Raw genomic sequence first — 20,185 nt, 5'->3', positions numbered from 1 at the left:
GGACCACGGCGGAAGATGCAGAAATTGCTGCGTGGGATCGACCGTTCGTCGCCGAGGCTGTGGGTATTCCACGGGGCGGCTGAATTGTCGCCGTCACCAGAATCTACGCGGGCGGCGAATGGGCGGTAACCCCGATTCGACCCGTCCGTACCCGAGGCCAACCCCTATCGCGACCAGCCGCAGACAACGATAAAGACCAATGTGGACGGAGCCCGTACACACGTCGGCGGCGGTCCCGGCGGAAACACCGGGGCCGCCGCCGCGCCGGGCGGGGGTGCGGTCAGGGGCGCAGCCGCATCCTGACCAGGCCGGCCGTGGCCCGGGTCATCATGCCGCCGATCTCCTTCGGAGCCTTGCTCCGGCTCCACACCGCGTTACGCGCCATCTTCGACGGGGAGGCGCTGAAGCAGCGGTTCTCCGGGTTGCCGAAGCCGAACGACGGGGGCAGATAGTCGGCCGAGGCGATCTTGGCGAAGATCCGTGCGGCCCCGTCCTTGGCGGAGAGGGTGCCGGCCTCCACCGCCTGGCAGGTCTGCCGGGTGGTGGCGCCCAACTCGCTGAACTTCTCGCTGACCGGGAACGGCGAGCCCGGGTGCCGGCTGTCCTCCAGGGCGAGGAAGACCTTGTCGTCGCCGCTACGGGAATAGCGGAAGTAGGCATCCTCGATGACAACATTCCCAAGCATGGTGCCGAGCTGCCAGGTGCGGTTCACCGCATTCCACAAATCGTAGTCGCGGAACGCGACGAACGAGCTGTAGACGATGTCGTCGTGGAAGTCGAACAGCCCCTGCTGGAGCGTCTCCAGGTACTCGAACCGCTCGATGGCCCAGTTGCCGTCCCGGGCGGCGGCGATCAGCCGCCAGGCCATGATGTTGATCAGTTCGAGGGTGTTCGTCATGCCGCGCGAGTAGAGCGGGTCGATGAAACCGGCCGCGTGCGAGGTCAGGCAGAACCGCTCCCCCACGATCTGCTTGGCCGAGTACTGGAGCCGTCCCGTGGAGACCCACGGACGCACCGGCTTGGCGTCCTCGAACTGCCAGGCGATGTCCGGGAAGCGGTTCAGGAACTGCCGGAACTCCTCGGCCGGGGGCAGGTCGGTCTTGGGATGCACCCGGGGGTCGAGGGTCAGGCCGACGCTCACCAGCGGGTTGAGCGAGTCGGGGTGGTTGTCGAACGGGATCACCCACATCCACCCGCCGTCGAAGACGTGGTGCAGGGTGCCGTGGTGCCACGGGTTCGGCTGGTCGTGGCCGCGCGCGGCGGCCGGCGACCGGTCGTACGGACGCACGCCGATGAGGTGGGTGAAGACGCTGCGCGAGTGGGTCCGGGCCCGGGTGGGCACCTCGCGCAGTTCGAACTTGTCGGCCAGCGGCGAGCGGAACCCGCCGGCGTCGACCACGTAACTCGCCCGGAACTCCTCGCCCCGGTCCGAACGCAGCACCGCGCCCTCGTCCGGGTCGATCTCGACGTCCACGATCCGGGTGTTCAGCCGGGTGTGCGCGCCGTACTTGACCGCGACCTGGAACAGGTACATGTCCACGTCCTGCCGGAACAGGTGCGACTCGGTACGCAGCATGGACGGGACGACCAACTGGTTGACCTGCTTCGGGTCCTGCGGGGAGCCCTCGCGGTGGTAGACGAAGCCGAAGTTCTGCTTGCGGCCACAGTTGCGCGACACGTGCTTCTGCACGCCACGGAAGCTGGACAGCGGCTTGATCTCCGGTACGCCGTACCGGTCGGCGATGATCCGGGTCATCCCGGACGTGAACGGGATGGTGGACTCCCCGATCGCGAACCGTGGATGGGTGCCGGCGTCCAGCAGCAGCACCTTGACGCCGTTGCGGGCCAGCACCGCACCGAGCATGCCGCCAGCGATACCACTGCCGAGGATCGCCACGTCGTACCGGTCGTCGCGCCCCGCGCCGGAGCTGTCGAGCGGCAATCTTCTCACCTCCTTCTCGTCGGGAAACGGTGTGCGGGGGCCCGGCGACCGGCGGGCGTCAACCCGCCACCGCCATGTCCAGCACGATCTCTTCGGGCAGGTCCGCCCGGGTCTTGACGCCGAGCTTGCGGAACGTGCGGGTCAGGTGCTGCTCCACCGTGCTGACCGTGATGCACAGCCGGCGGGAGATCTCCCGGTTGGTGTGGCCGCGCGCGGCGAGCGCCGCGACCCGACGTTCCGCCCCGGACAGCAGCGACAGCGCGGCGACCCGGCTGACCTGCTCGGCCGGGTCGGCGGGTTCGGGGCGGGGCGGTCCCGCCTCCAGCGGCAGCCGGCGCAGGATCGGCCGGGCCCCGCACGCCCGGGCCAGCCGGGCCGCGGTCTCGACCAGCGGCCGGGCCCGGGCCGGACGGCCGGCCTGGTAGTGCAGGCAACCGAGGTCGCCGAGCGCCTGGGCGAGCTGCGCCTGGTCACCGCAGCCGCGCAGCACCTCGACGGCCTCGGTGAGCAGATCGGCCCGCTCCCCGGGCGGGCTGACCGCGGCCAGCACCCGCAGCGACATCCCCCGGGTCCGCGACGGCCGCGCGCCGACCAGGGCCAACTGCTCGCGGGCGAGGGTCCGGGCCCGCGCCACGTCGCCGGCGAGCAGGTACGCCTGGGCCGCCTCGGCCCGCCACGGCACCAGCGCCGGCCGGTCGAAGCCCCAGGCGGTCATCAGCTGCCCGCAGGTGACGAGATCGTTGAGCGCGGCGTGCGGGCGGCCGTTCTCCATCTGGAACCGGCCCCGGGCGTGCAGGTAGTACAGGCCGAACCGGCTCTTGAACATGCCCTCCGGCACCGGCATCTCCAGGTACGTCGACGCCGCCTCGTGGTCACCGGTGTCGGTGGCGGCCTGCACCAGGTTGGCCAACGGCCCGCCGATGCACACCCCCCAGCTCTCCAGGGGCACCTGCTTCAGCGCCGCCTCGGCGAGCTGCCGGGCCAGCAGCGGGTTGCCCTGGCGCAGCGCGATGCTGGCCCGCATGGAGGCGAACTCGGCCTCCCAGAGCGGCACCTGCCAGGCCCGCGCCTCGGCCAGCCAGTGGTCGCACCAGCTCGCCGCGGCGGGCAGCCGGTCGGCGAACTGGAGGGTGGCCACCGCGCACATCAACGCTTCCTGCGTCTTCTTGGTCAGCCGCATGGCCCGCATGCACGCCTCGGCATCGGCCACCGCCTCGTCCTCGTCGCCCCCGGTAAGCAGGGACGACAGCGCCGCGGCGCTGCGTACCCGAGGGTCGCGGGTGGGCCGGGCGGTCGACCGCTCCTGCGGGCGGAGCCGGCCGGACACCAGGGCCGGGTACGACGCGGCGAGGATCTCGCGGGTCGCGCGCAGCTCGGCCGAGCCGGCCGGGTCGCTCTCCTCGCCCCGGGCGACGATCCGCTCGATCGCCTCCGCCGCCTCGTCGAAGCGGCCGTGCCAGAGCAGGTACTTGGCCAGCATCAACGCGTGCCGGTCGCCGAGCCGCCCCTCCCGCAGCGCGTCGGCCAGCTCCCCGAGGTGCCGGGCGCTCATCGACGGGTTCAGCAGCCAGGCCGCGCTGGTCAGCAGGGCCTTGAGCGGTACGCGCAGACTGTCGTCGTCGCAGATCCGCAGCGCCACCTCGACACAGGCGTACGCGTCCGCGGCCCGGTTCTCCACCAGGTGCCGCTCGGCGGCGGACCGCAGCACCGGCAACGCCCAGGCGGGCAGCCCCCGCTCGGAGGCGACCAGGTGGCGGGCTACCCGGGTCGGCGGCGCGCCGTCGGCGTAGAGCAGCTCGGCCGCGCGCCGGTGCAGCCTGGTCCGGTCGTGCGCCGGCACGGTGGCGCGCAGCGCGGACGCCGCGGTCGGATGCCGCAACGCTCCCCGGTCGAGCAGGCCCGCGGCGTCCAGCGCGTCCAGGCCGCCCCGGACCGTGGCGGGCTCCTCGTCGTCGAGCAGCCGGACCGCCAGCGGCGCGGTGTCGGTGCCCTCGTCGAGCACTGCGAGCGCCTGGGCCAGCCGCATCAACACCGGGCGGCCGCGGAGCACGCAGCTGAGCACCGCATCGCCGTACGCCTCGCCCACCCGCAGCCGGGAGCCGACGGCCGGCGGCCGGTCGGCGGCGCGCTGGTCCTCGACGAGCGCCCGGACCAGCAGCGGATTGCCGGCGCTGACCTGGTGGACCTCGGCGGCCAGTGCGACGGCCGTGTCCGGGTCCAGATGCCGGTGCAGCACCGCGCCCACGCCGGCCGGGGACAGCCGGTGCAACGGGAGCCGGCGGTAGTTCGGCAGCCGCAGCAGCTCCGCGCGCAGCCGCGGGCTGGTCGGCCGGGACAGCACGCACTCGGCCACGACGAGCGCCACCCGGGCGCTGCGCAGCCGGCCGAGAAGCTGGATCAGCCAGTGTTGGGACACCGCGTCGGTGAACTGCACGTCGTCGACGCAGATGAGCACCGGGACCCGTTCGGCCGCCTGGAGCACCTCGGTGCAGAGGTGGTGCAGCGCCGCGCTGGTGGCCGCGTCGAGGGTCTGCGGCTCCGCCTCCGGTACGGGTCCGCCGGCACCGAGCCCGTCCAGCAGCTCGGCGATCCGGCCGGGCGACGCCCATGGCGCCTCGGCGTAGCGGAGCAGCTGCCCGAGGACGCCGCCCGGCGACTCCCGCTCGGCCCAGCAGCCCACCGCGGCGAGCACCACGAAGCCGTCCTGCTCGGCCCGGCTCCGTACGGCGTCGAGCAGTTCCGACTTGCCGCAGCCGATGCCGCCGCTGACCAGGACGGCCCCACCCCTACCCGCCGACGAGGCGGCCAGCACGTCCGTCAGCGCGGCCAGCTCCGGTCCACGTTCGACAAGGTCCATCACTTCTCCTCCTATGCCGACGACCGGGCCGCCGGCACCAGGTCCGACGCCCTCCCCGGGATGGCGATCTCCACCGGCCGGCGGTAGATCCAGGCGAGCATCGGGCCGGTCATCGCCGTGGTGACCAGCGCCATGACGACCATCAGCGAATAGAGGGAGCCGTCGAGCAGCCCGATCCGCAGGCCGACGCCCAGGATGATCAGCTCGGTGAGGCCCCGGGTGTTCAGCAACGTTCCCAGGGCCAGCGACGCGCGGGCCGGCACCCCCTGCAGCCGCGCCGCCAGATAGCTGCCGCCGAGCTTGCCGGCGACCGCCACCAGCAGGATCACGCCGAAGTCCAGCAGCCCGTCCAGTCCCAGTCCACGGAGGTCCACCTTGAGCCCGGCCACCACGAAGTAGACCGGGAGCAGCAGGGCGGTGAGCTGGCCGGTCTGCCGCTGGATGGTCTCGCCGCGCTCCACCGCGCCACCGGTCGGGATCACCAGGCCGAACAGGAACGCGCCGAAGATGAAGTGCATCCCCATCGCCTCGGTGGCCGCCGCCGACAGCAGGGCGCCGCTGAGCACGGCGGCGAGCCGGGGGACGCTGAGCGGACTCGCCGGATCGCCGCCGGCCAGCAGCCGGCCCAACAGCGGGCGGACGACCAGGAACATCACCGCGACGTACGGCACGAGCAGCAGTACCCGCCAGTGCCCGTCCTCACCGCCGATGGACGCCTGTACGGCGGCCAGGGCGACCCAGGCCACCACGTCCACCACGGCGGCGGTGGCCAGCGCGAAGGTGCCGACGGTGGTCCGGGCCAGCCCCCGGTCGGCGATGATGCGCGCCAGCACCGGGAACGCGGTCACCGAGACCGACAGGCCGATGAAGATCACGAAGGCGGCCACGTCCCCGGAGCCGTGGCCACGCAGCAGGTACCAGCCGAGCCCGAGGCCGAGACCGAAGGGCAGCAGCGTGGAGCCGGCCGCCACCACGGCGGTGCTACGACCCATCCCGCGCAGCATGCCGCGTTCCAGTTCGAGGCCGACCACGAACATGAACAGGGCCACCCCGACGTCGGCCATGCCGGACAACAGCGGCCGGACCGGCAGCGGGAAGAGCGTCTCGGCGATCCAGCCCGCGAACAGCGTGGGCCCGAGCAAGATCCCGGCGAAGATCTCACCGACCACCGGCGGCTGCCCCAGCCGGACGGCGAGCACGCCGAACCCACGGGCGAGCAGCAGGATCAACGCCAGGTCGACGAACAACATCTGGATCGTGTGGCTGGTCATGAGGCCCCATTCAGTTCCGGTACGGGGCCACGCGGCAGCCGCCGGGGCGGCTGCCGCGTGACAGGTCAGGCTCCGACCGGGGCGGTCGCCGCGCGCTCGGCGATGAGGTCGTCGACGCTGATGTTGAACAGCGGGTGGCGGCCGCTGAGACCGGAGACCAGGGTGACGAAGTCCTCCCGCGGGTCGCGCTCGCGGTTCGGGTCGACGATCGTCTGGGCCTGCTCCCAGTAGAACTCCTTGTACTTCGTCCGGTCGTAGAACTTCCCGACGAACGTGCGGATCTCGTCGAAGAACGCCCGGTACGCGGTCGCGTACCGCTCCAGCGCGGCCTCCTCGATCTCCGGGTGCTCCAGCACCTTGTCGACGATCTTCGACAGGGCGCTGCCGGCCAGGGTGGCCAGCGCCACCCCGGTGGAGAAGAGCGGGTCGACGAAGGCGGCGGCGTCGCCGACCAGCGCCCAACCCGGGCCGTAGAACCGGTCGCAGGTGTACGACCAGTCCCGGGCGGACCGGAACCCGCTGGACTGACGCGCGTCCCGCAGCAGCTCCTTGAGCTGGCTGGAGCGGGCGAGCTGGGTCCGGAACAGGTCCTCCAGGGAGTCGTCGGCGGCGGCTGCGGCGGCGGACGCGGTGACGTAGCCGACGCTCATCGTGCCCTTGTCGATCGGGATGCCCCAGAACCAGCCACCCTCCAGACCCTCGATGAGGATGTTGGTGTACTCGTCACCGGGGAGCCGGGCCGCGTTGTCGAAGTACGTCCAGACCGCGACGTTGCGCATGTCCTCGTGCCAGTTCACGTTGGTCAGCTTGCGACCGAGTACGCGGGCCTGGCCGGAGGCGTCCACCACCAGCGCCGCCCGGGCCTCCTGGACCTCCTCGGAGCCGCGGATCGTGTAGCGCACGCCGACGATCCGGCCGTCCTCCTCGATGGCCTCCTTGACCGTGGCCTCCTCGATCACGTGCGTGCCCAGTTCCCGCGACCGGTCCAGGATCAGCGAGTCCAGGTCGGCCCGCCGGACGTGGTACGAGTAGCTGTACGGGCCGCCCTCGATGAACGAGAAGCCCCACGGGATCTTCTGCGCGCCCCAGACGAGCGTGCCGCCGTGCTTCTTCTCGAAGCCGCGCTGCTCCAGCCGGTCGAGGAGCTTCAGCTCCTCCATGGGGCGCATGAAGCCGGGGATGAGCGACTCCCCGATGTGGTAGCGCGGGAAGCGCTCGCGGTCCAGGACGAGGACTCGCCGGCCGCGCTCGCTCAGCAGCGCCGAGAGGGTGGCGCCGGCGGGGCCGCCACCGATGACGACGACGTCGAAGTCGCCTGGGATTCCGTAGAGATTGGACGACATTCGCAACTCTCCCTTAATCGGGCCACGGAAGGGGGCGGGCGCCCCGGGAGGACCGATGCCTGACGACCGGCCCCCGCGGTCGCACGAGCGGGTCCCCGGGGTGCGCCACGCCAGTCTGCGGAAACGGCTCTGCAGACCCTCTGGATGCGGTCTTAACGGCGTCTCTCGATGGACGCCGCCACCCGCTCGGCGGCTGGTCGGCATCGGTCGGGGCGTCGCCGACACCCCGCCCGAACCGTGGCGACCACCGGCGTCGGTGCAGGTCAGCGCGCATCGACCCGGTGCCGTTGCACCCTTGCCCGGGTTGGGGACGCCGCTCGCCGATCGGCCCGGCGAATCCCAGCCGGCGGGACCCGGGTGTCCGTCCACCCGAACCAGATCCCGTGGACGGGACCGGCGATAGGGTCGGCCCGGCCCGAAACGGCACCGCACCGATACGCGATCACCGGCCCGGAAGGGCCGGCTGTGGCCCGCCCGGTCCGGCGGCCCGGCCGGCCAGACCTCCGGCGGCTACCGCCTTCCAGACGGCACCAGGGCAGCGTCAGGCGGATCGGTCCGCGACGGCCGACGCGGGCCGCCGTGGTGCCCGGGCCGGACGGTCGGCGGGTGGCCCGAACCGGCCGGTGGCGGCGAGCCCGGCCGCGAGCAGCGCCAGCCCCGCGCCCACCAGCACGGCCGCGTGCAGACCGTCCAGATAGGCCAGCCGGGCGGCCGAACGCAGTCCGGCGCCGGCGGGGCCGGCCGCGTCCGCGTCGTTCAGGGCGACGCCCAGATGCGCGCCGATCGCCGACGGGTGGTCCCGGTACACCAGGCTCAGCGTCGTACCGGCCAGGACCACGCCGACCGCCCCGGCGACCTGGCGGACGGCGGTGGTCCACCGGACCACGCCGAGCAGGTCGTCGGGCGCGTCCGCGGTGGCGGCCCGGAGCGCCGTGGTGAGCATCGCGCCGAGGCCGGCCCCGACCACGACCAGACCGGTGGTGACCCGGGCGGCGGCGGTGGCGGTGCCGACGGTGGCGAAGACGGCCAGGCCGACCGCGAGCAGGAGGGCGCCGCCCACCGCGGGTATCCGGGGTCCGACCCGCGTGCCGAGCCGCTCGCCGAGCGCCGCGCCGACCAGCAGCGCCCCGACCAGCGGCAGCAGCCGTACGCCGGCCGCCAGCCCGCGGGCGGAGCCGACGCCGTCGAGGTACGGGGTCAGCACGAACAGGAACCCGGTCATCAGCACGTAGACCAGCGCCAGCACCACCACGGGGCGGCTCGGTCGACGGCCGGCGCGGGCAGTCGGACGAGGCGCCCGCGACTCGGGGAACAGCGCCAGCACGAGCGCCGCGGCCACCAGCACGATCGGCACGTCCACCAGGAAGACCGAGCCCCACCAGTACCGTTGCAGCAGCGCGCCGGCGACCAGCGGACCGAGGCAGAGCCCGAGGCTGACCGCGGCGGAGGCGGCCGCGAACGCGCGGGCCCGTTCCGCCGGCGGGAAGAGCACCGGCAGCATGGCCATCGCGGTCGGCATGATCACCGCGGCGCCGAGCCCCATGCCGGCGCGGGCGAGCAGCAACGCGGAGACGTTCGTCGCCAGCGCCGCGCCGGCCGCGCCGAGCCCGAAGAGCAGCAACCCCGCCAGCAGGACGCGCCGCCGGCCCAGGCGGTCGGCGAGGGCCCCGAGCGGCATCATCAGCAGGCCGAAGGCGAGCAGGTACGCGACGAAGACGCCCTGGAGCTGACCGGCCGACGCGGGAAGCGCGGTCATCAGCTCCGGCAGTGCCAGGAAGACGGTCGTGGTGTCGAGACCGATCAACAGCAGGCAGGCCACCACCGCGGCCAGTGCCCACCAGCGTCGCGGCCGGGGCGGAGTCGACGGTGGCACGGGGCTCCTCACTCGACGGTGGACGGTCTGGCCGGCGACCGGTGGTCGGGCCGGCGCCAGGCCGCCCGCCCCGTTCGGGAGGGCTCAGGGTGTGGGCGCTTCGATCTGCGCGGCCACCGCCGCCCGGGCCGGCGAGCGGCGGGCGGCCACCAGTGACCGCACCACCGTGCTCGGCCGCAGCAGCGCCGACGGCGGGACGAGCAGATGCTGCAGGTCGAGCAGGACGCGGTGCACCTCGGGCGAGACGTGGCAGGCGAGCATGGCCTCGCGGGCGTACCGGTTGACCAGGTTGGTGCCCAACGGCCTGGGGCCGCTGGTCTCCGGGTACGCGAAGTCGCCGCCGGTGGCCATCCGCCAGGGTGTCTCCAGTACCTTCGCGGCGGCACGGTAGTAGTGGCGGGCCATCTCGGCCGAGGTGTTGCCGAACCTGTCGAGGCTCCGGCCGAGGGCGAGCGCCTCCAGCGTGGCGGCGGTCATGCCCTGCCCGTAGAGGGGGTTGAAGCTGCAGATGGTGTCGCCGAGGGCGACGTACCCGGCGGGCAGTCGGCGGAGGCGCTCGAAGTAGCGGCGGCGGGCCGCCGGGAACTGGCGCGTCTCGATGTCGCTGAGCGGCTCCGCCTTCTTGATCAGGTGGGCGATGTGCGGTGACGGCAGCCCTTCGGCGAAGGCGAGGAAACCGGCCGGGTCGGCGGGCGCGTGATCCTTGTGCCAGCCGCCGATGGTCACCACCCACCGGTTGCCCTCGACCGCGAAGGCGGCGGCGGCCCTCTTGTGGTGCGGCGGCACCGCCGCCATCAGCGCGAGCAGCGCACCGTCGGGCAGGTCGCCGGGCTGGCGGGTGTACAACCGGCTGGTGTAGCCGACGTCGATCCGGACGACGGCGTTCTCCGGGGCCGGGCAGTCGAGCTTCTCCAGCCAGCGGTCCGAGCGCCCGCCGCTGCGGCCGGTCGCGTCCACCACGAGGTCCGCGTCGAGGGTACGGCCGTCGTCCAGTTCCACCCCGTTGACCCGGCCGCTGACTCCGATCAGGCCGGAGACGGCGAGCCGGTCCTGGACGGTCACGTTGGGCAGCCGGAGGACCCGCCGGCGTACGGTCAGTTCCAGGAACGCGCGGGTCTGGCTGATCCCGAGCATGCCGCTCCGGAACCGGACCCGCATCGCGCCCATCTGGTGGAACAGCAGGTCGGCACCGGGGTCGAAGGGCACCGCGCCACCCGCGATCAGTTCCTCGGTCAGGCCCGGGTACAGCTCCTCCAGTGCGAGCCGGCCGCTGATCAGCAGCGCGTGCGCGTGCATCCCGTGCGGTACGCCCCGGCGGTCGCGCGCCTGCTCGGTCGGCAGGCTGTCCCGGTCGATGACGGTGACCCGGTCGAACCGGCGGGAGAGGGCGGTGGCCGCGACCAACCCGCCGATTGAGCCACCTACGACGATGGCGTGGCTACCGATCGTGCTCACGGACTCTCCTCATGGCTAGCAGTCGGGGAGCGGGACCATTGGGTGGCGCCGCCGGTGGGGCTGCCGCCGCTGCCACGAGTCTGCCGCCACGGGTCTGGAGGTTCTCTGGTCGATGTCTGCACGACTCCGGCGAATCACCTCGGGGTCACGGTCAGGCGGCCGTCTCCTCGAACTGCGGGACGCTCTCCTCACGGCGCCGCAGGCCGAGCATCCGGCCCAGGGCCGCCATCCGGCTGGCCCGGGTCTCCAACTCGCTGCACTCGCTGGCGTAGATCCGCACCAGCGGCGGGAACCGGTGCAGGCAGCCGCTCACCTCGTCGAGGAGATGGTGGTCGACGAGGACCTGAAGCTGGTGGTGGGCCTCGGGGTGGGTCAGCCCGGCGAGGGCCGCCGCCATCTGGGTGGTGATCGCCGTGCTCGGGCAGCAGCCCAGCATCCGGAACGCCCGGGCCGTCTCGGGGGGCAGGGCGTCGTAGGTCGCGGCCAGCGCCGCCCGCACGTCGGTGCTCGCGTCACCGCGTACGGCGAGCTGGTCGAGCCGGGTATGTGGAAGGCGGTAGCGGCGGACCAGTTCGGCCGGGGTGAGGCCGGGCTCGGCCGCCAACGCCCCGGCCGCGATCCGCAACGCCAGGGGCAGATGCCCGCAGAGTTCCGCGAGCTCGGCGACCTCCTGCTCGCGGCCCACCAGCCGACCGGCACCGGCCAGGTTGGCCAACAGGTCGGTGGCCTCCGTCGTGGAGACCGGCCCCAGGGCCAGCCGGTACGCCCCGTCCCGCGCGGCCAGCCCGCGCTGCCGGCGCCGGCTGGTGACCAGGACGCAGGCCGGGCCACCGGGGATGAGTTGGCGGACCTGCTCGGCGTCCGCCGCGTCGTCGAGCACCACGAGCATCCGCCGGCCGTGCAGCAGACTGCGGTAGAGCGCGCTGGCGGCGGAGAGGTCTCCCGGCACCCGTCCCCGCTCGACGCCCAGGCTGGCCAGCGCGAAGCCGAGGGCGTCCAGGGCGGACAACGACCCGCCGTCCCGGGCGGAGCCGCGCAGGTCGACGAAGAGCTGCCCGTCCGGGAAACCGGCGGCGATCTCGTGGGCCAGCTCGACGGTGAGCGCCGTCTTGCCGGTGCCCGCGCCGCCCTCGAGCACCGCGACGGTGGTCGTGCCGGGGCACCGCTGATCCCGCTCCACCAGCTCGCGCAGCCGGCCCAGCTCGGCGGCCCGGCCGGCGAAGCCCCTCGGGCGGCACGGCAGCTGCGCCGGCCGGCGCAGATCGCCCTGGCGCGGTTCGACCCCGGCCGGGCCCTCGGTCGTCGGCTCGGCCGGCACCGGGTCGTCCAGGTCGGGATGCCCGACCAGGATCTGGTTGTGCAGGTCGCGGAGTTCCGGTACGGGCTCGATGCCCAGCTCCTCCAGGAGCAGCTGCCGGGTCTCCCGGTACAGGCTCAGCGCGTCGGCCTGCCGGCCGCCGCGATAGAGGGAGAGCATCAACAGTCCGCGCAGCTTCTCGCGCAGCGGTTCCTTGGCCACGGCCTCGGACAGCACGGTCACCGCGTCCGCCGGCCGGTGCAGTTCGAGCAGGAGTTCGGCCAACTCCTCCACCACGCTGAGCCGCAGCTCGTGCAGGCGGGTGCGCTCCACCGCGGCGAACGGTCCGGGGACGCCGAAGTACGCCTCGCCGCGCCAGAGGCGCAGCGCGGCGTGGTAGATCTCCGCCGCGCCCGCGCCGTCGCCCGCCTCGCGCAACCGTCGGGCGCGTCGCCCCTCGGCCGCGAAGAGCGTCGTGTCCAGCGCGTCCGGGTCCATGAACAGGGCGTACCCGCCACCGGTGGAGACCAGGACCTCGCCCAGGTCCCGCCGGCTGCGACCCGGTTCGATGACCCGGCGCAGGCCGGCGATGTAGGTGTGCACCCCGTTCGCCGCGGTTGGCGGGACCTCGTTGCCCCAGACCGCGTCGATGATCTCCTCGAAGCCGACCACGTCGTTGACCCGGCTGGCCAGCAGGCCGAGCACCGCCCGTTGTTTGGGCGGGCCCAGCGTGATCTCGTCGCCGTGCCGCCAGGCCCGCATGGGGCCGAGCACGGCCAGGCACAGTGATTCCTGAAGTTGTCGCACCGAACGCCTCCCCCAGCGTCCGCGCGGAGCCCCGGGCCGATTGGCGACCCGACCCGTGGGCCCGGCGGCAGACCACCACCATCGTTGCCGCCCACCGCGCTCGTCGCGCTCCGACCAGTCGACCCGCCAGGCGACCAGGCTGATCCACGAGCGTCATTTCGATGGGCTGTTCGAATAGGCTGCCCGTGAGCCGGAACGGTCTCGCCCGGAAGTGGACAGCCGAATCCTGTTTGTCGATTCTGGTCGTAGGTGATTGAGTTCCTGCGGTTCCTTTTGAGGCGACGTCGACCGGGACGAAGGCGGCGGTGGCGACGGCGGGACGCCAGCCCCCGATGCCGGTGGCATCACCAGGATCGGAAAAGACTTTGCCAGGCAGCATGCTTCCCGAACGACTCCCAAATTGCTCTGCGCGAGGACATTCTCGCAGAGGGTAGCCATCGGTGATGATATATAGGTGTCGCGCTTCCGACAAACGCCACATGTGGAGTATGTGGCATACGACCGGATGTGCCATCTGCCCGAAACATTTTTTGGCCCGGCGTTTACCGGACACCTCACCGAAAGCTACAAGAAATGCGGGGTGAACAGTTTCGGCGTCAATTCGGAGCGGCCATCACACCGCGCCGCGCGGCGGGATGTTGTGGTTGATCCGGAAGAGGTTCCCCGGGTCGTACACGGCCTTGACCGCGGCCAACTGCTCGTGGACGGCCGGGTCGAAGGCGGCCCGCACGGTGGCCTCGGTGGCGTCGTGCACGCCGAGGAAGTTGAGCAGGCCACCGCCGGTACGCCACGGCCGCAGGCGCTCGTGCAGCCCCTCGTGGGCCGTGCGCAGGGTCTCCAGGTCGGTGCCGTTGACCAGGGACATCGAGGAGACGCTGTAGCCGGCGTCCCGGCCACCGACGGCGTTGGGCACCACCGGCGGGCGGGCGTACGCCCCACCGAGGTGACGCAGTTCGACCGCGTACGGCGCGTGGGCGTCGGGACCGGCCGCGGCCAGCAACGCCTCGACCGCCGGCACCAGCTCGCGCAGGGCGATGTTCCGGCCGTAGCTCGCCGCCGGATCGGTGGGCTCGTGATGGATCGAGCCGACCCGCTCGTACGGCAGCACACCGAGGGTGTCCATCAGCGGGGACGCGGCCTTGCGCAGCGGCTCGACCAGCCGCTCCCCCTCCTCCGGCGCGCCACAGTAGGCGATCCGCAGGTGCATGACGAACCGCCCGCGCAGCGGCGCGGGAGCCGCCTCGATGTCCGGCACCTGGACCAGCAGCACCGAGGAGGTCATCTCGTCCGGCACGGTTTCCGTCCACCCGGCGTACGCGGCCAGCGCGTCGGGGACCGCCTCGGCGCCGTAGTAGAGGCCGCCGCCGTAGAGCTGGGCCACCGGGAAGAGGTCGACCTCCAGCGCGGTGACCACCCCGAAGTTCCCCTTGCCGCCGCGCACCGCCCAGAACAGCTCCGGCTCCCGGTCCGTCGTGAGCCGGCGCACCTGGCCGTCGGCGGTCACCAGTTCGACGGCCCGTACGTGGTCCGCCGCGAAGCCGTACCGCCGGCCCAGCATGCCGATCCCGCCACCGATGGTGTAGCCGACCGCGCCGACCACCGGGCTGGAGCCGTTGAGCGGCGCGAGACCGTGCGGCGCCGCCACGGCCAGCACGTCGCGCCAGCGCGCGCCGGCCGCGATCCGCGCGGTGCGGTTCGCCAGGTCGGTCCGTACGCCGGTCATCCGTCCGGTGTGGATGAGCACCGCGTCGTCGGCCGGCACGGCTGGTCCGTGCCCGGTGGCCTGCACCGCCACCGGTCGTTCCTCGGCGGCGGCGAGGCGCACCGCGGCGGCCACGTCGTCGGCGTCCACCGCCTCGACGACCAGGGCCGGCCGGTGCTCGATGACCCGGTTGTATCCCGAGCGGTGGCTGTCGTAGCCGGCGTCGCCCGGGCGATGGATCGCTCCCGTAATCCCATTCATGGCAGCAACCATAATGGCCACACGGCTGACCGGGGCCCGTGTTACCTCGTCGTGATGAGGCCATGCCGGCTTTTTCGAAAGGAGAACAGGGTGGCGTACATCGATGAACAGGGAACCATCCGACAGATGTCCGGTAGTCGACTCAGCCACGCCTCCGCGCGTCGAGCCGCCGCCTCGATCATCGCCGACAGCCCGCTGACCTGCACGATCGTCGACGATCGACGATCGTGGCCGATCGCCGGGACCGAGGTGACACACGCCCGAAGACAGCAATATGCGCGAAGACTTTTCGCGGACCGAAGGACATGCTGAAGCGGGTCGACCGGGCCGCCGGTGCCGCACCGCGTCCATTCCGCGGCGCCTATGCCCGCGCCACCCGTGTCCTTTTCGCGCGAGTCGGCGGCCCGTGATTGGTGAAACCATGACGACCAATTCGCACCTGGAAACCCGCGACACGCCGGACCTCGGCGACGCCGCCGTCGTCCACCGGCATCTGCTCGGCGCACCCGGGCCGGACGCCCCGGTCGTCCGGCGGCAGGTGGGCGCCCGGATCGAGGCCGCGGACGGCTCCACGTGGCTGGACGCGGCCTCGGCCGGCTTCGGGCCCGGCCACCCGGTGGTGACCGGGCGCCTCGTCGAGCAGGCCGGACGCGTCGCGCTGTCCAGCCGAATCCTGGTCAGCCGGCCACTGGCCGAGGCGGTCACCGCGCTGCACCAACTCTGCCCGGACCCGCTGACGGTGTCGTACCTGTGCAACAGCGGCGCCGAGGCGCTGGACTCGGCGCTCAAGCTCGCCAAGGGCACCCACCGGGCACGGCGTCTGGTGGCCGGCTTCGCCGGCGCGGAGCACGGCACCCTCGTCCACGGGCTGTCGCTGACCCACGGCTTCCCGCTCCTGCCCGACCAGCCGCTACGCCCGGTCGCCGTGCCGCGCGATCGCCCCGACGAGCTGGTCGAACGGATCCGCGACGACGTCGCCGCCGTGGTGGTGGCCCCGGCGGCGCCCGGCCACCGGCTGGCCGACCTGTCGCCCGAGTGGTGGCGGCGGCTACGGGCGGCCTGCGACCGCAGCGGCACGCTGCTGGTGCTCGACGAGCGGCTCACCGGGCCGGCCCGGCTCGGCACCGACCTGGCCGTCAGCCAACTGCCGGTGCTGCCGGACGCGCTGGTGCTCGGCGAGACGCTCGGCGCCGACGCGGTGCCGGTCGGCTGCCTGGTGACCAGCCGCGCCACCTACGACCGGGTCTACGCCCGCCGCAACCCGAGCCTGCACGGGTCGACCTTCGGCGCCAACCCGCTCTCCTCGGCCGCCGTGGCGGCCGTCCTCCGGGTGGCCGCCGACGATCGGCTCGCCGAGCGGCAGCGGGACGTCGCCGGCCTCGCCCGGTCCCGGCTGGCGGAGCTGGTCGGCACCGGCGCGGTGACCGACGTCGGCGCCGACGGCGCCCTGATCTGGCTGCGCGCGGCCTCGCCGGCCGCCGCGCGGGAGCTGGTCACCGAGCTGGCCCGCGAACGGGTGCTGGTGCGTCCGCCGGACGGGGACGTGGTCGCCGTGCTGCCCCCGCTCACCGCCGCGCCGGACGACGCGGCCGAACTCATCGACCGGGTCGCCGCCGCCGGCGACCGGCTCGCGACGACCTGGCCCGACGGCCAGCGGGAGGTACGCCGATGACCTCGCTGGACGACCGGCAGCGGATCTTCTCCGCGCTGGGCCGGCACTGGAACCCCACGGCCGCGACCATGCTGGCCGCCGCCGGGCGGACGGTGGAGAGCCACGCCAGCGGCACCCAGGTGTACGCCGAGGACGGCACCGCCGCGCTCGACCTCGCCGCCAGCTACGGCGTGTTCCTGGTCGGCCACGGCAACCCACGGGTGGCCGAGGCGGTGACCGAGGCTCTCCGCGAGGCTCCGGCGGTCCCGCCCGGCGCGGTGCACCCGGCCACCGCCGCGCTGTTCCGCGCGCTGCTGGACATCCTGCCGGCCGGGCTCGACCGCTTCGTGCTGGGCAGTTCGGGAGCGGAGATCTGCGAGACGGCGCTGCGCGCGGTCCGGCTGGCCCGGCCCGACCGGCAGCGGATCGTGGTCGCGGACGGCAGCTACCACGGCAAGACGCTGGCCGCGCTGTCCCTGCTCGGCCAGCGCAACCACCGTGCCCCCTTCGAGCCGCTCGGCGGGCACCTCGTCGTGGTCCCGTACGGTGACGCCGCGGCCGTACGCGCGGCGGTGGCCGACGGCTCGGTGGCGGCGGTCTTCCTGGAACCGGTGCTCGGTGGCGCACACCTCACCGTCCCACCGCCCGGTTACGTCCGCGAGGTCGCCGACGCCTGCGCGGCCAGCGACACCCTGTTCGTGGCCGACGAGATCCAGACCGGGTTCGGTCGCACCGGGCGGATGTTCGCGGTCGAACACGACGGGGTCCGGCCGGACGTCATGCTGCTGTCCAAGGCGCTCACCGGAGGTTTCGTGCCGGTCGGTGTCTGCGCGCTGAACTCCACGGTGGTGGCGGCCGCCGGCCGGCATCCACGGTGGCACCCGTCCCTGCTGGCCTCCGGCTCCTCGGTCACCGGCGTCGCGGTCGCCGCCGCGGCGGCGACGATCGCCGAGGTCCGCGACCGGGACCTGCCGGCCCGGGCCGCCGAGCTGGGCCCGCGCCTCACCGAGGGCCTGGCCGCCGCCGTACGCCGGCACCCCAAGCACCTGCTGGCCGCGCCCGGGATCGGGCTGATGGCCGGCCTGCGGACGGCCAACCCGGCGGTGGAGCTGATGGTCTCGATCGGCATGGGACAGCGGGGCGTGCACACCGGGCACTCGCTCAACGAGCAGATCAACGAGCCGGTGCTGCGCACGTACCCGCCGTTGACCTGCACGGCCGAGGAGATCGACCAGGCGCTCGCCGCGTTGGAGGAGACGCTGACCTGGCTCGACCGGCAACCCCGCGCGCTCACCCGGGCCGCCACCGCGCTGCTGCGCCGGCAGTACCGGATCCCCCCGCGGCTGATGCTGCGGCTGAACCGTTCCCCGATCCGGATGGACTGGCAGGCGGCATGACGATCACGCGATCCGCCACCGCCCTGGGTGGGCCGGCGGCGACCATCGGCGCGGAGGCCCTGCGGGTCCGCGTCGCGACACCACCGTCACCCGAGTGGGACGCGGCCGCCGCGTTCGTCCGGACCGGGTACGCCGAGATCTACAACGCCCTGATCGACCCGGCGCCGGACCGCTTCGTGGTCGCGACCCGGCAGCGTTCCGGCCGACCCGAGGAGATCGTTGCCTGCGGCGGGATGACCTTCCACTCGCACCAGGGCTTCTTCTCGGAGCGCTACCTGGACCAGCCGCTGGAGGAGGTGCTCCGGCGGGTCGCCGGGGCGCCGGTGTCCCGGGACGACGTGGTGGAGGTCGGCTCCTTCGTGGCCGTCGGCGGCAGCGGCGCCGAGTTGATCCGGCTGCTGCCGCTGATCGCCTGGTGTCAGGGCATGCGCTTCGCGTTGTGCACGGCGACCGCTCCGCTGGCCGCGGCGCTGCCGCAGTTCGGGGTGCCGTTCGTGTCCCTGGGGCGGGCCCGGCCGACCTGGATGAGCGCCGGCGAGCGGCTGCGCTGGGGGACGTACTACGACCAGGCGCCGACCACCGGCCTGGTGCCGCTGGACCGGATCGGCGATCTGGTCCGCGCCTGCACCGGCCGGTACCGCTTCGACAACCTCGACGTGGCGCTACGACGGGACCTGCCCGGGGAGACGGTGACCGATGCTCATTGAGGAACGGCTCGCCCGCCTGGCCACGGACGGGCGCGCGCTGGTGGAACTGCTGGACGACGACGGCGGGGTCGGCGAGGTCCTGTCCTACCGGGACGGGGTCGGCGCGGCCTGGACGCTGGCCGACCGGCTCCGCCTGGCCGACACCCGGCCGGTGGTCGGGGTGCTCACCGGCAACACCCCGGAGTTCGTGGTCGCCGATCTCGCGTTGCTGCTCTCCGGCGCGGTGGAGGTGCCGGTGCCGCTGGCGTTCTCGGCCGACCAGGCGAACAGCCTGCTCCGCGAGGCCAGCGTCTGCCTGGTGGACGAGGCCGGCCGGCGACGCCTGGCGGAGTGGGGCACCGAGCGGGTGCTGCCGCCGGGCTGCCGGGTGGTGCCGGTGGAGCTGCCCGACCTGGTGGCCGCCGCCCGGGCGGTCCCGCCGGAGCAGCCCCGGCCGAGCCCGTGGCGGGACGAGCAGGCGATCTGCAAGGTGGTGCACACCTCCGGCACCACCTCCCGGCCCAAGGGCGTCCGCATCCGCGGGGCCGGCCTGGACGCGTTGCTCCGGTCGCTGGACCGGGTGATGCCGGCCGGCGCGTACGCCCGCTACCTCTCGCTCGCCCCGTTCAGCCTGCTGATCGAGCAGGTGGCCGCGATCTACCTGGTGATCTGCCACGGCGGGACGGTGGTGCTGCTGCCGCCGGACGAGCCGCTCATCGGCACGTCCTCGTTCGCCGCGAGCGGGGTGCTGCGCCACACCCCGGCGGCCCGGCCGACCGCGCTGGTGGCCACTCCCGCGCTGGCCGAGGAGCTGGCCGACCGGGCGGACCGGGCGGCGGCGCTGGGGCGGCCGGTGGTGCCCGAGCTGTTCGGCCGGGACGAGGCCCCGCTGATCTGCTGCGGCGGTGCCCCGGTCGACGCCGGCACCCTGCACCGGCTGGACCGGCACGGCCTGGTCGTGTACGAGGGCTACGGGCTCAGCGAGAACAGCTCGACCGTCTCCTGGAACGCCCCCGGCAACCGGCGGATCGGCACCGTCGGGCAGCCGCTGGACCACGTCGAGGTACGCCTGGCCGACGACGGCGAGCTGCTGGTGCGCAGTTCGTCGCTGTTCGCCGGCTACACCGGCACCGACCCCTCGGCCTGCCTGGTCGACGACGACGGCTGGCTGCACACCGGTGACCTGGCCGAGATCGAGGAGTCCGGCCACATCCGCATCGTCGGGCGGAAGAAGAACGTGATCGTCACCTCCGCCGGGCGCAACATCGCCCCGGAGTGGGTGGAGGCACAGTACGCGACGCTGCCGTTCGTACAGGCCAGCGCGGTCGTCGGCGACGGGCTGCAGACGCTGCACGGGCTCTTCCTCGTCTCCGGCGCGACCGACGACGCGAGCGCCCGGCGCGGGATCGCCGCCCTCGGCGCCGATCGACTCTCCGTGGTGGAGCGGGTCTCCGCCGCCTGTGTGCTGCCCGCCAGCGACGAGCTGTACGGCCGGTACTTCACCGTGACCGGCCGTCCCCGGCGGGACGAGATCCGGGCCGCCATCGCCGACGGACGGCTGCCCTGCCGACCGCTGGACCCGCCGACCGACCGGCCGGCGTCGACGCCCACCCCCATCGACACCATCCACGGGAGATGACGGG

Annotated in this window: 12 protein-coding genes; 4 read left to right on the top strand and 8 right to left on the bottom strand. The window is 73.4% G+C overall.

Annotated elements, in window-relative coordinates; translation table 11 throughout:
- Window positions 1-280: 280 nt before the first annotated feature.
- The 8 genes from GA0070621_RS08695 to GA0070621_RS08660 all read right to left on the bottom strand — a co-directional run bounded on the left by GA0070621_RS08695 (window position 281) and on the right by GA0070621_RS08660 (window position 14,808).
- Window positions 281-1,951: an NAD(P)/FAD-dependent oxidoreductase gene (locus GA0070621_RS08695; protein WP_167666723.1), complete on the bottom strand. Its 1,671-nt coding sequence runs from the start codon at window positions 1,949-1,951 to the stop codon at window positions 281-283.
- Between the two features lie 49 nt (window positions 1,952-2,000).
- Window positions 2,001-4,799 (bottom strand): ATP-binding protein, encoded by a 2,799-nt coding sequence (locus GA0070621_RS08690; RefSeq protein WP_091193023.1) that lies wholly within the window; start codon window positions 4,797-4,799, stop codon window positions 2,001-2,003.
- 11 nt (window positions 4,800-4,810) lie between these two features.
- Window positions 4,811-6,070 (bottom strand): cation:proton antiporter domain-containing protein, encoded by a 1,260-nt coding sequence (locus tag GA0070621_RS08685; RefSeq protein ID WP_091193019.1) that lies wholly within the window; start codon window positions 6,068-6,070, stop codon window positions 4,811-4,813.
- Window positions 6,071-6,135: 65 nt separating this feature from the next.
- Window positions 6,136-7,413, bottom strand: a complete 1,278-nt coding sequence (locus tag GA0070621_RS08680; protein ID WP_091193016.1) for an NAD(P)/FAD-dependent oxidoreductase — start codon at window positions 7,411-7,413, stop codon at window positions 6,136-6,138.
- 541 nt (window positions 7,414-7,954) lie between these two features.
- A complete protein-coding gene (locus GA0070621_RS08675; RefSeq protein ID WP_157739902.1) occupies window positions 7,955-9,286 on the bottom strand; it encodes an MFS transporter in 1,332 nt (443 codons plus the stop codon).
- A gap of 84 nt (window positions 9,287-9,370) precedes the next feature.
- A complete protein-coding gene (locus GA0070621_RS08670; protein WP_167666722.1) occupies window positions 9,371-10,741 on the bottom strand; it encodes an NAD(P)-binding protein in 1,371 nt (456 codons plus the stop codon).
- A gap of 151 nt (window positions 10,742-10,892) precedes the next feature.
- On the bottom strand, window positions 10,893-12,845 hold the full coding sequence (locus GA0070621_RS08665; RefSeq protein ID WP_167666721.1) for an AfsR/SARP family transcriptional regulator: 1,953 nt from the start codon (window positions 12,843-12,845) through the stop codon (window positions 10,893-10,895).
- Window positions 12,846-13,458: 613 nt separating this feature from the next.
- Window positions 13,459-14,808, bottom strand: coding sequence for an FAD-binding oxidoreductase (locus GA0070621_RS08660; RefSeq protein WP_091193010.1), 1,350 nt, complete (start codon window positions 14,806-14,808; stop codon window positions 13,459-13,461).
- Window positions 14,809-15,229: 421 nt separating this feature from the next.
- On the opposite strand from GA0070621_RS08660, the gene GA0070621_RS08655 reads away from it, so the two are divergent.
- Genes GA0070621_RS08655 through GA0070621_RS08640 form a run of 4 tightly spaced genes read left to right on the top strand, consistent with a single transcriptional unit; the run spans window position 15,230 to window position 20,181 of the window.
- A complete protein-coding gene (locus tag GA0070621_RS08655) occupies window positions 15,230-16,480 on the top strand; it encodes an aminotransferase class III-fold pyridoxal phosphate-dependent enzyme (protein ID WP_157739901.1) in 1,251 nt (416 codons plus the stop codon).
- Window positions 16,477-17,856, top strand: a complete 1,380-nt coding sequence (locus GA0070621_RS08650; RefSeq protein ID WP_091193004.1) for an aspartate aminotransferase family protein — start codon at window positions 16,477-16,479, stop codon at window positions 17,854-17,856. The genes GA0070621_RS08655 and GA0070621_RS08650 overlap by 4 nt, the downstream gene beginning before the upstream one ends.
- Window positions 17,853-18,563 (top strand): thermostable hemolysin, encoded by a 711-nt coding sequence (locus GA0070621_RS08645; protein WP_091193002.1) that lies wholly within the window; start codon window positions 17,853-17,855, stop codon window positions 18,561-18,563. The genes GA0070621_RS08650 and GA0070621_RS08645 overlap by 4 nt, the downstream gene beginning before the upstream one ends.
- Window positions 18,553-20,181: an AMP-binding protein gene (locus GA0070621_RS08640; protein ID WP_091192999.1), complete on the top strand. Its 1,629-nt coding sequence runs from the start codon at window positions 18,553-18,555 to the stop codon at window positions 20,179-20,181. The genes GA0070621_RS08645 and GA0070621_RS08640 overlap by 11 nt, the downstream gene beginning before the upstream one ends.
- The last annotated feature ends 4 nt before the right edge of the window (window positions 20,182-20,185 follow it).

The organism is Micromonospora narathiwatensis, from assembly GCF_900089605.1.
Classification (GTDB): Bacteria; Actinomycetota; Actinomycetes; order Mycobacteriales; family Micromonosporaceae; genus Micromonospora; species Micromonospora narathiwatensis.
The sequence above is the reverse complement of the archived record's forward strand: the minus strand, read 5'-3'. Positions and strand labels throughout refer to the sequence as shown.

What these genes read in the sequence shown, in the direction of transcription:
- GA0070621_RS08655 (WP_157739901.1), top strand. Translation starts at nt 15,230, where the DNA reads ATGACGACCAATTCGCACCTGGAAACCCGCGACACGCCGGACCTCGGC.
- GA0070621_RS08685 (WP_091193019.1), bottom strand. Translation starts at nt 6,070, where the DNA reads ATGACCAGCCACACGATCCAGATGTTGTTCGTCGACCTGGCGTTGATC.
- GA0070621_RS08660 (WP_091193010.1), bottom strand. Translation starts at nt 14,808, where the DNA reads ATGAATGGGATTACGGGAGCGATCCATCGCCCGGGCGACGCCGGCTAC.
- GA0070621_RS08645 (WP_091193002.1), top strand. Translation starts at nt 17,853, where the DNA reads ATGACGATCACGCGATCCGCCACCGCCCTGGGTGGGCCGGCGGCGACC.
- GA0070621_RS08690 (WP_091193023.1), bottom strand. Translation starts at nt 4,799, where the DNA reads ATGGACCTTGTCGAACGTGGACCGGAGCTGGCCGCGCTGACGGACGTG.
- GA0070621_RS08640 (WP_091192999.1), top strand. Translation starts at nt 18,553, where the DNA reads ATGCTCATTGAGGAACGGCTCGCCCGCCTGGCCACGGACGGGCGCGCG.
- GA0070621_RS08680 (WP_091193016.1), bottom strand. Translation starts at nt 7,413, where the DNA reads ATGTCGTCCAATCTCTACGGAATCCCAGGCGACTTCGACGTCGTCGTC.
- GA0070621_RS08650 (WP_091193004.1), top strand. Translation starts at nt 16,477, where the DNA reads ATGACCTCGCTGGACGACCGGCAGCGGATCTTCTCCGCGCTGGGCCGG.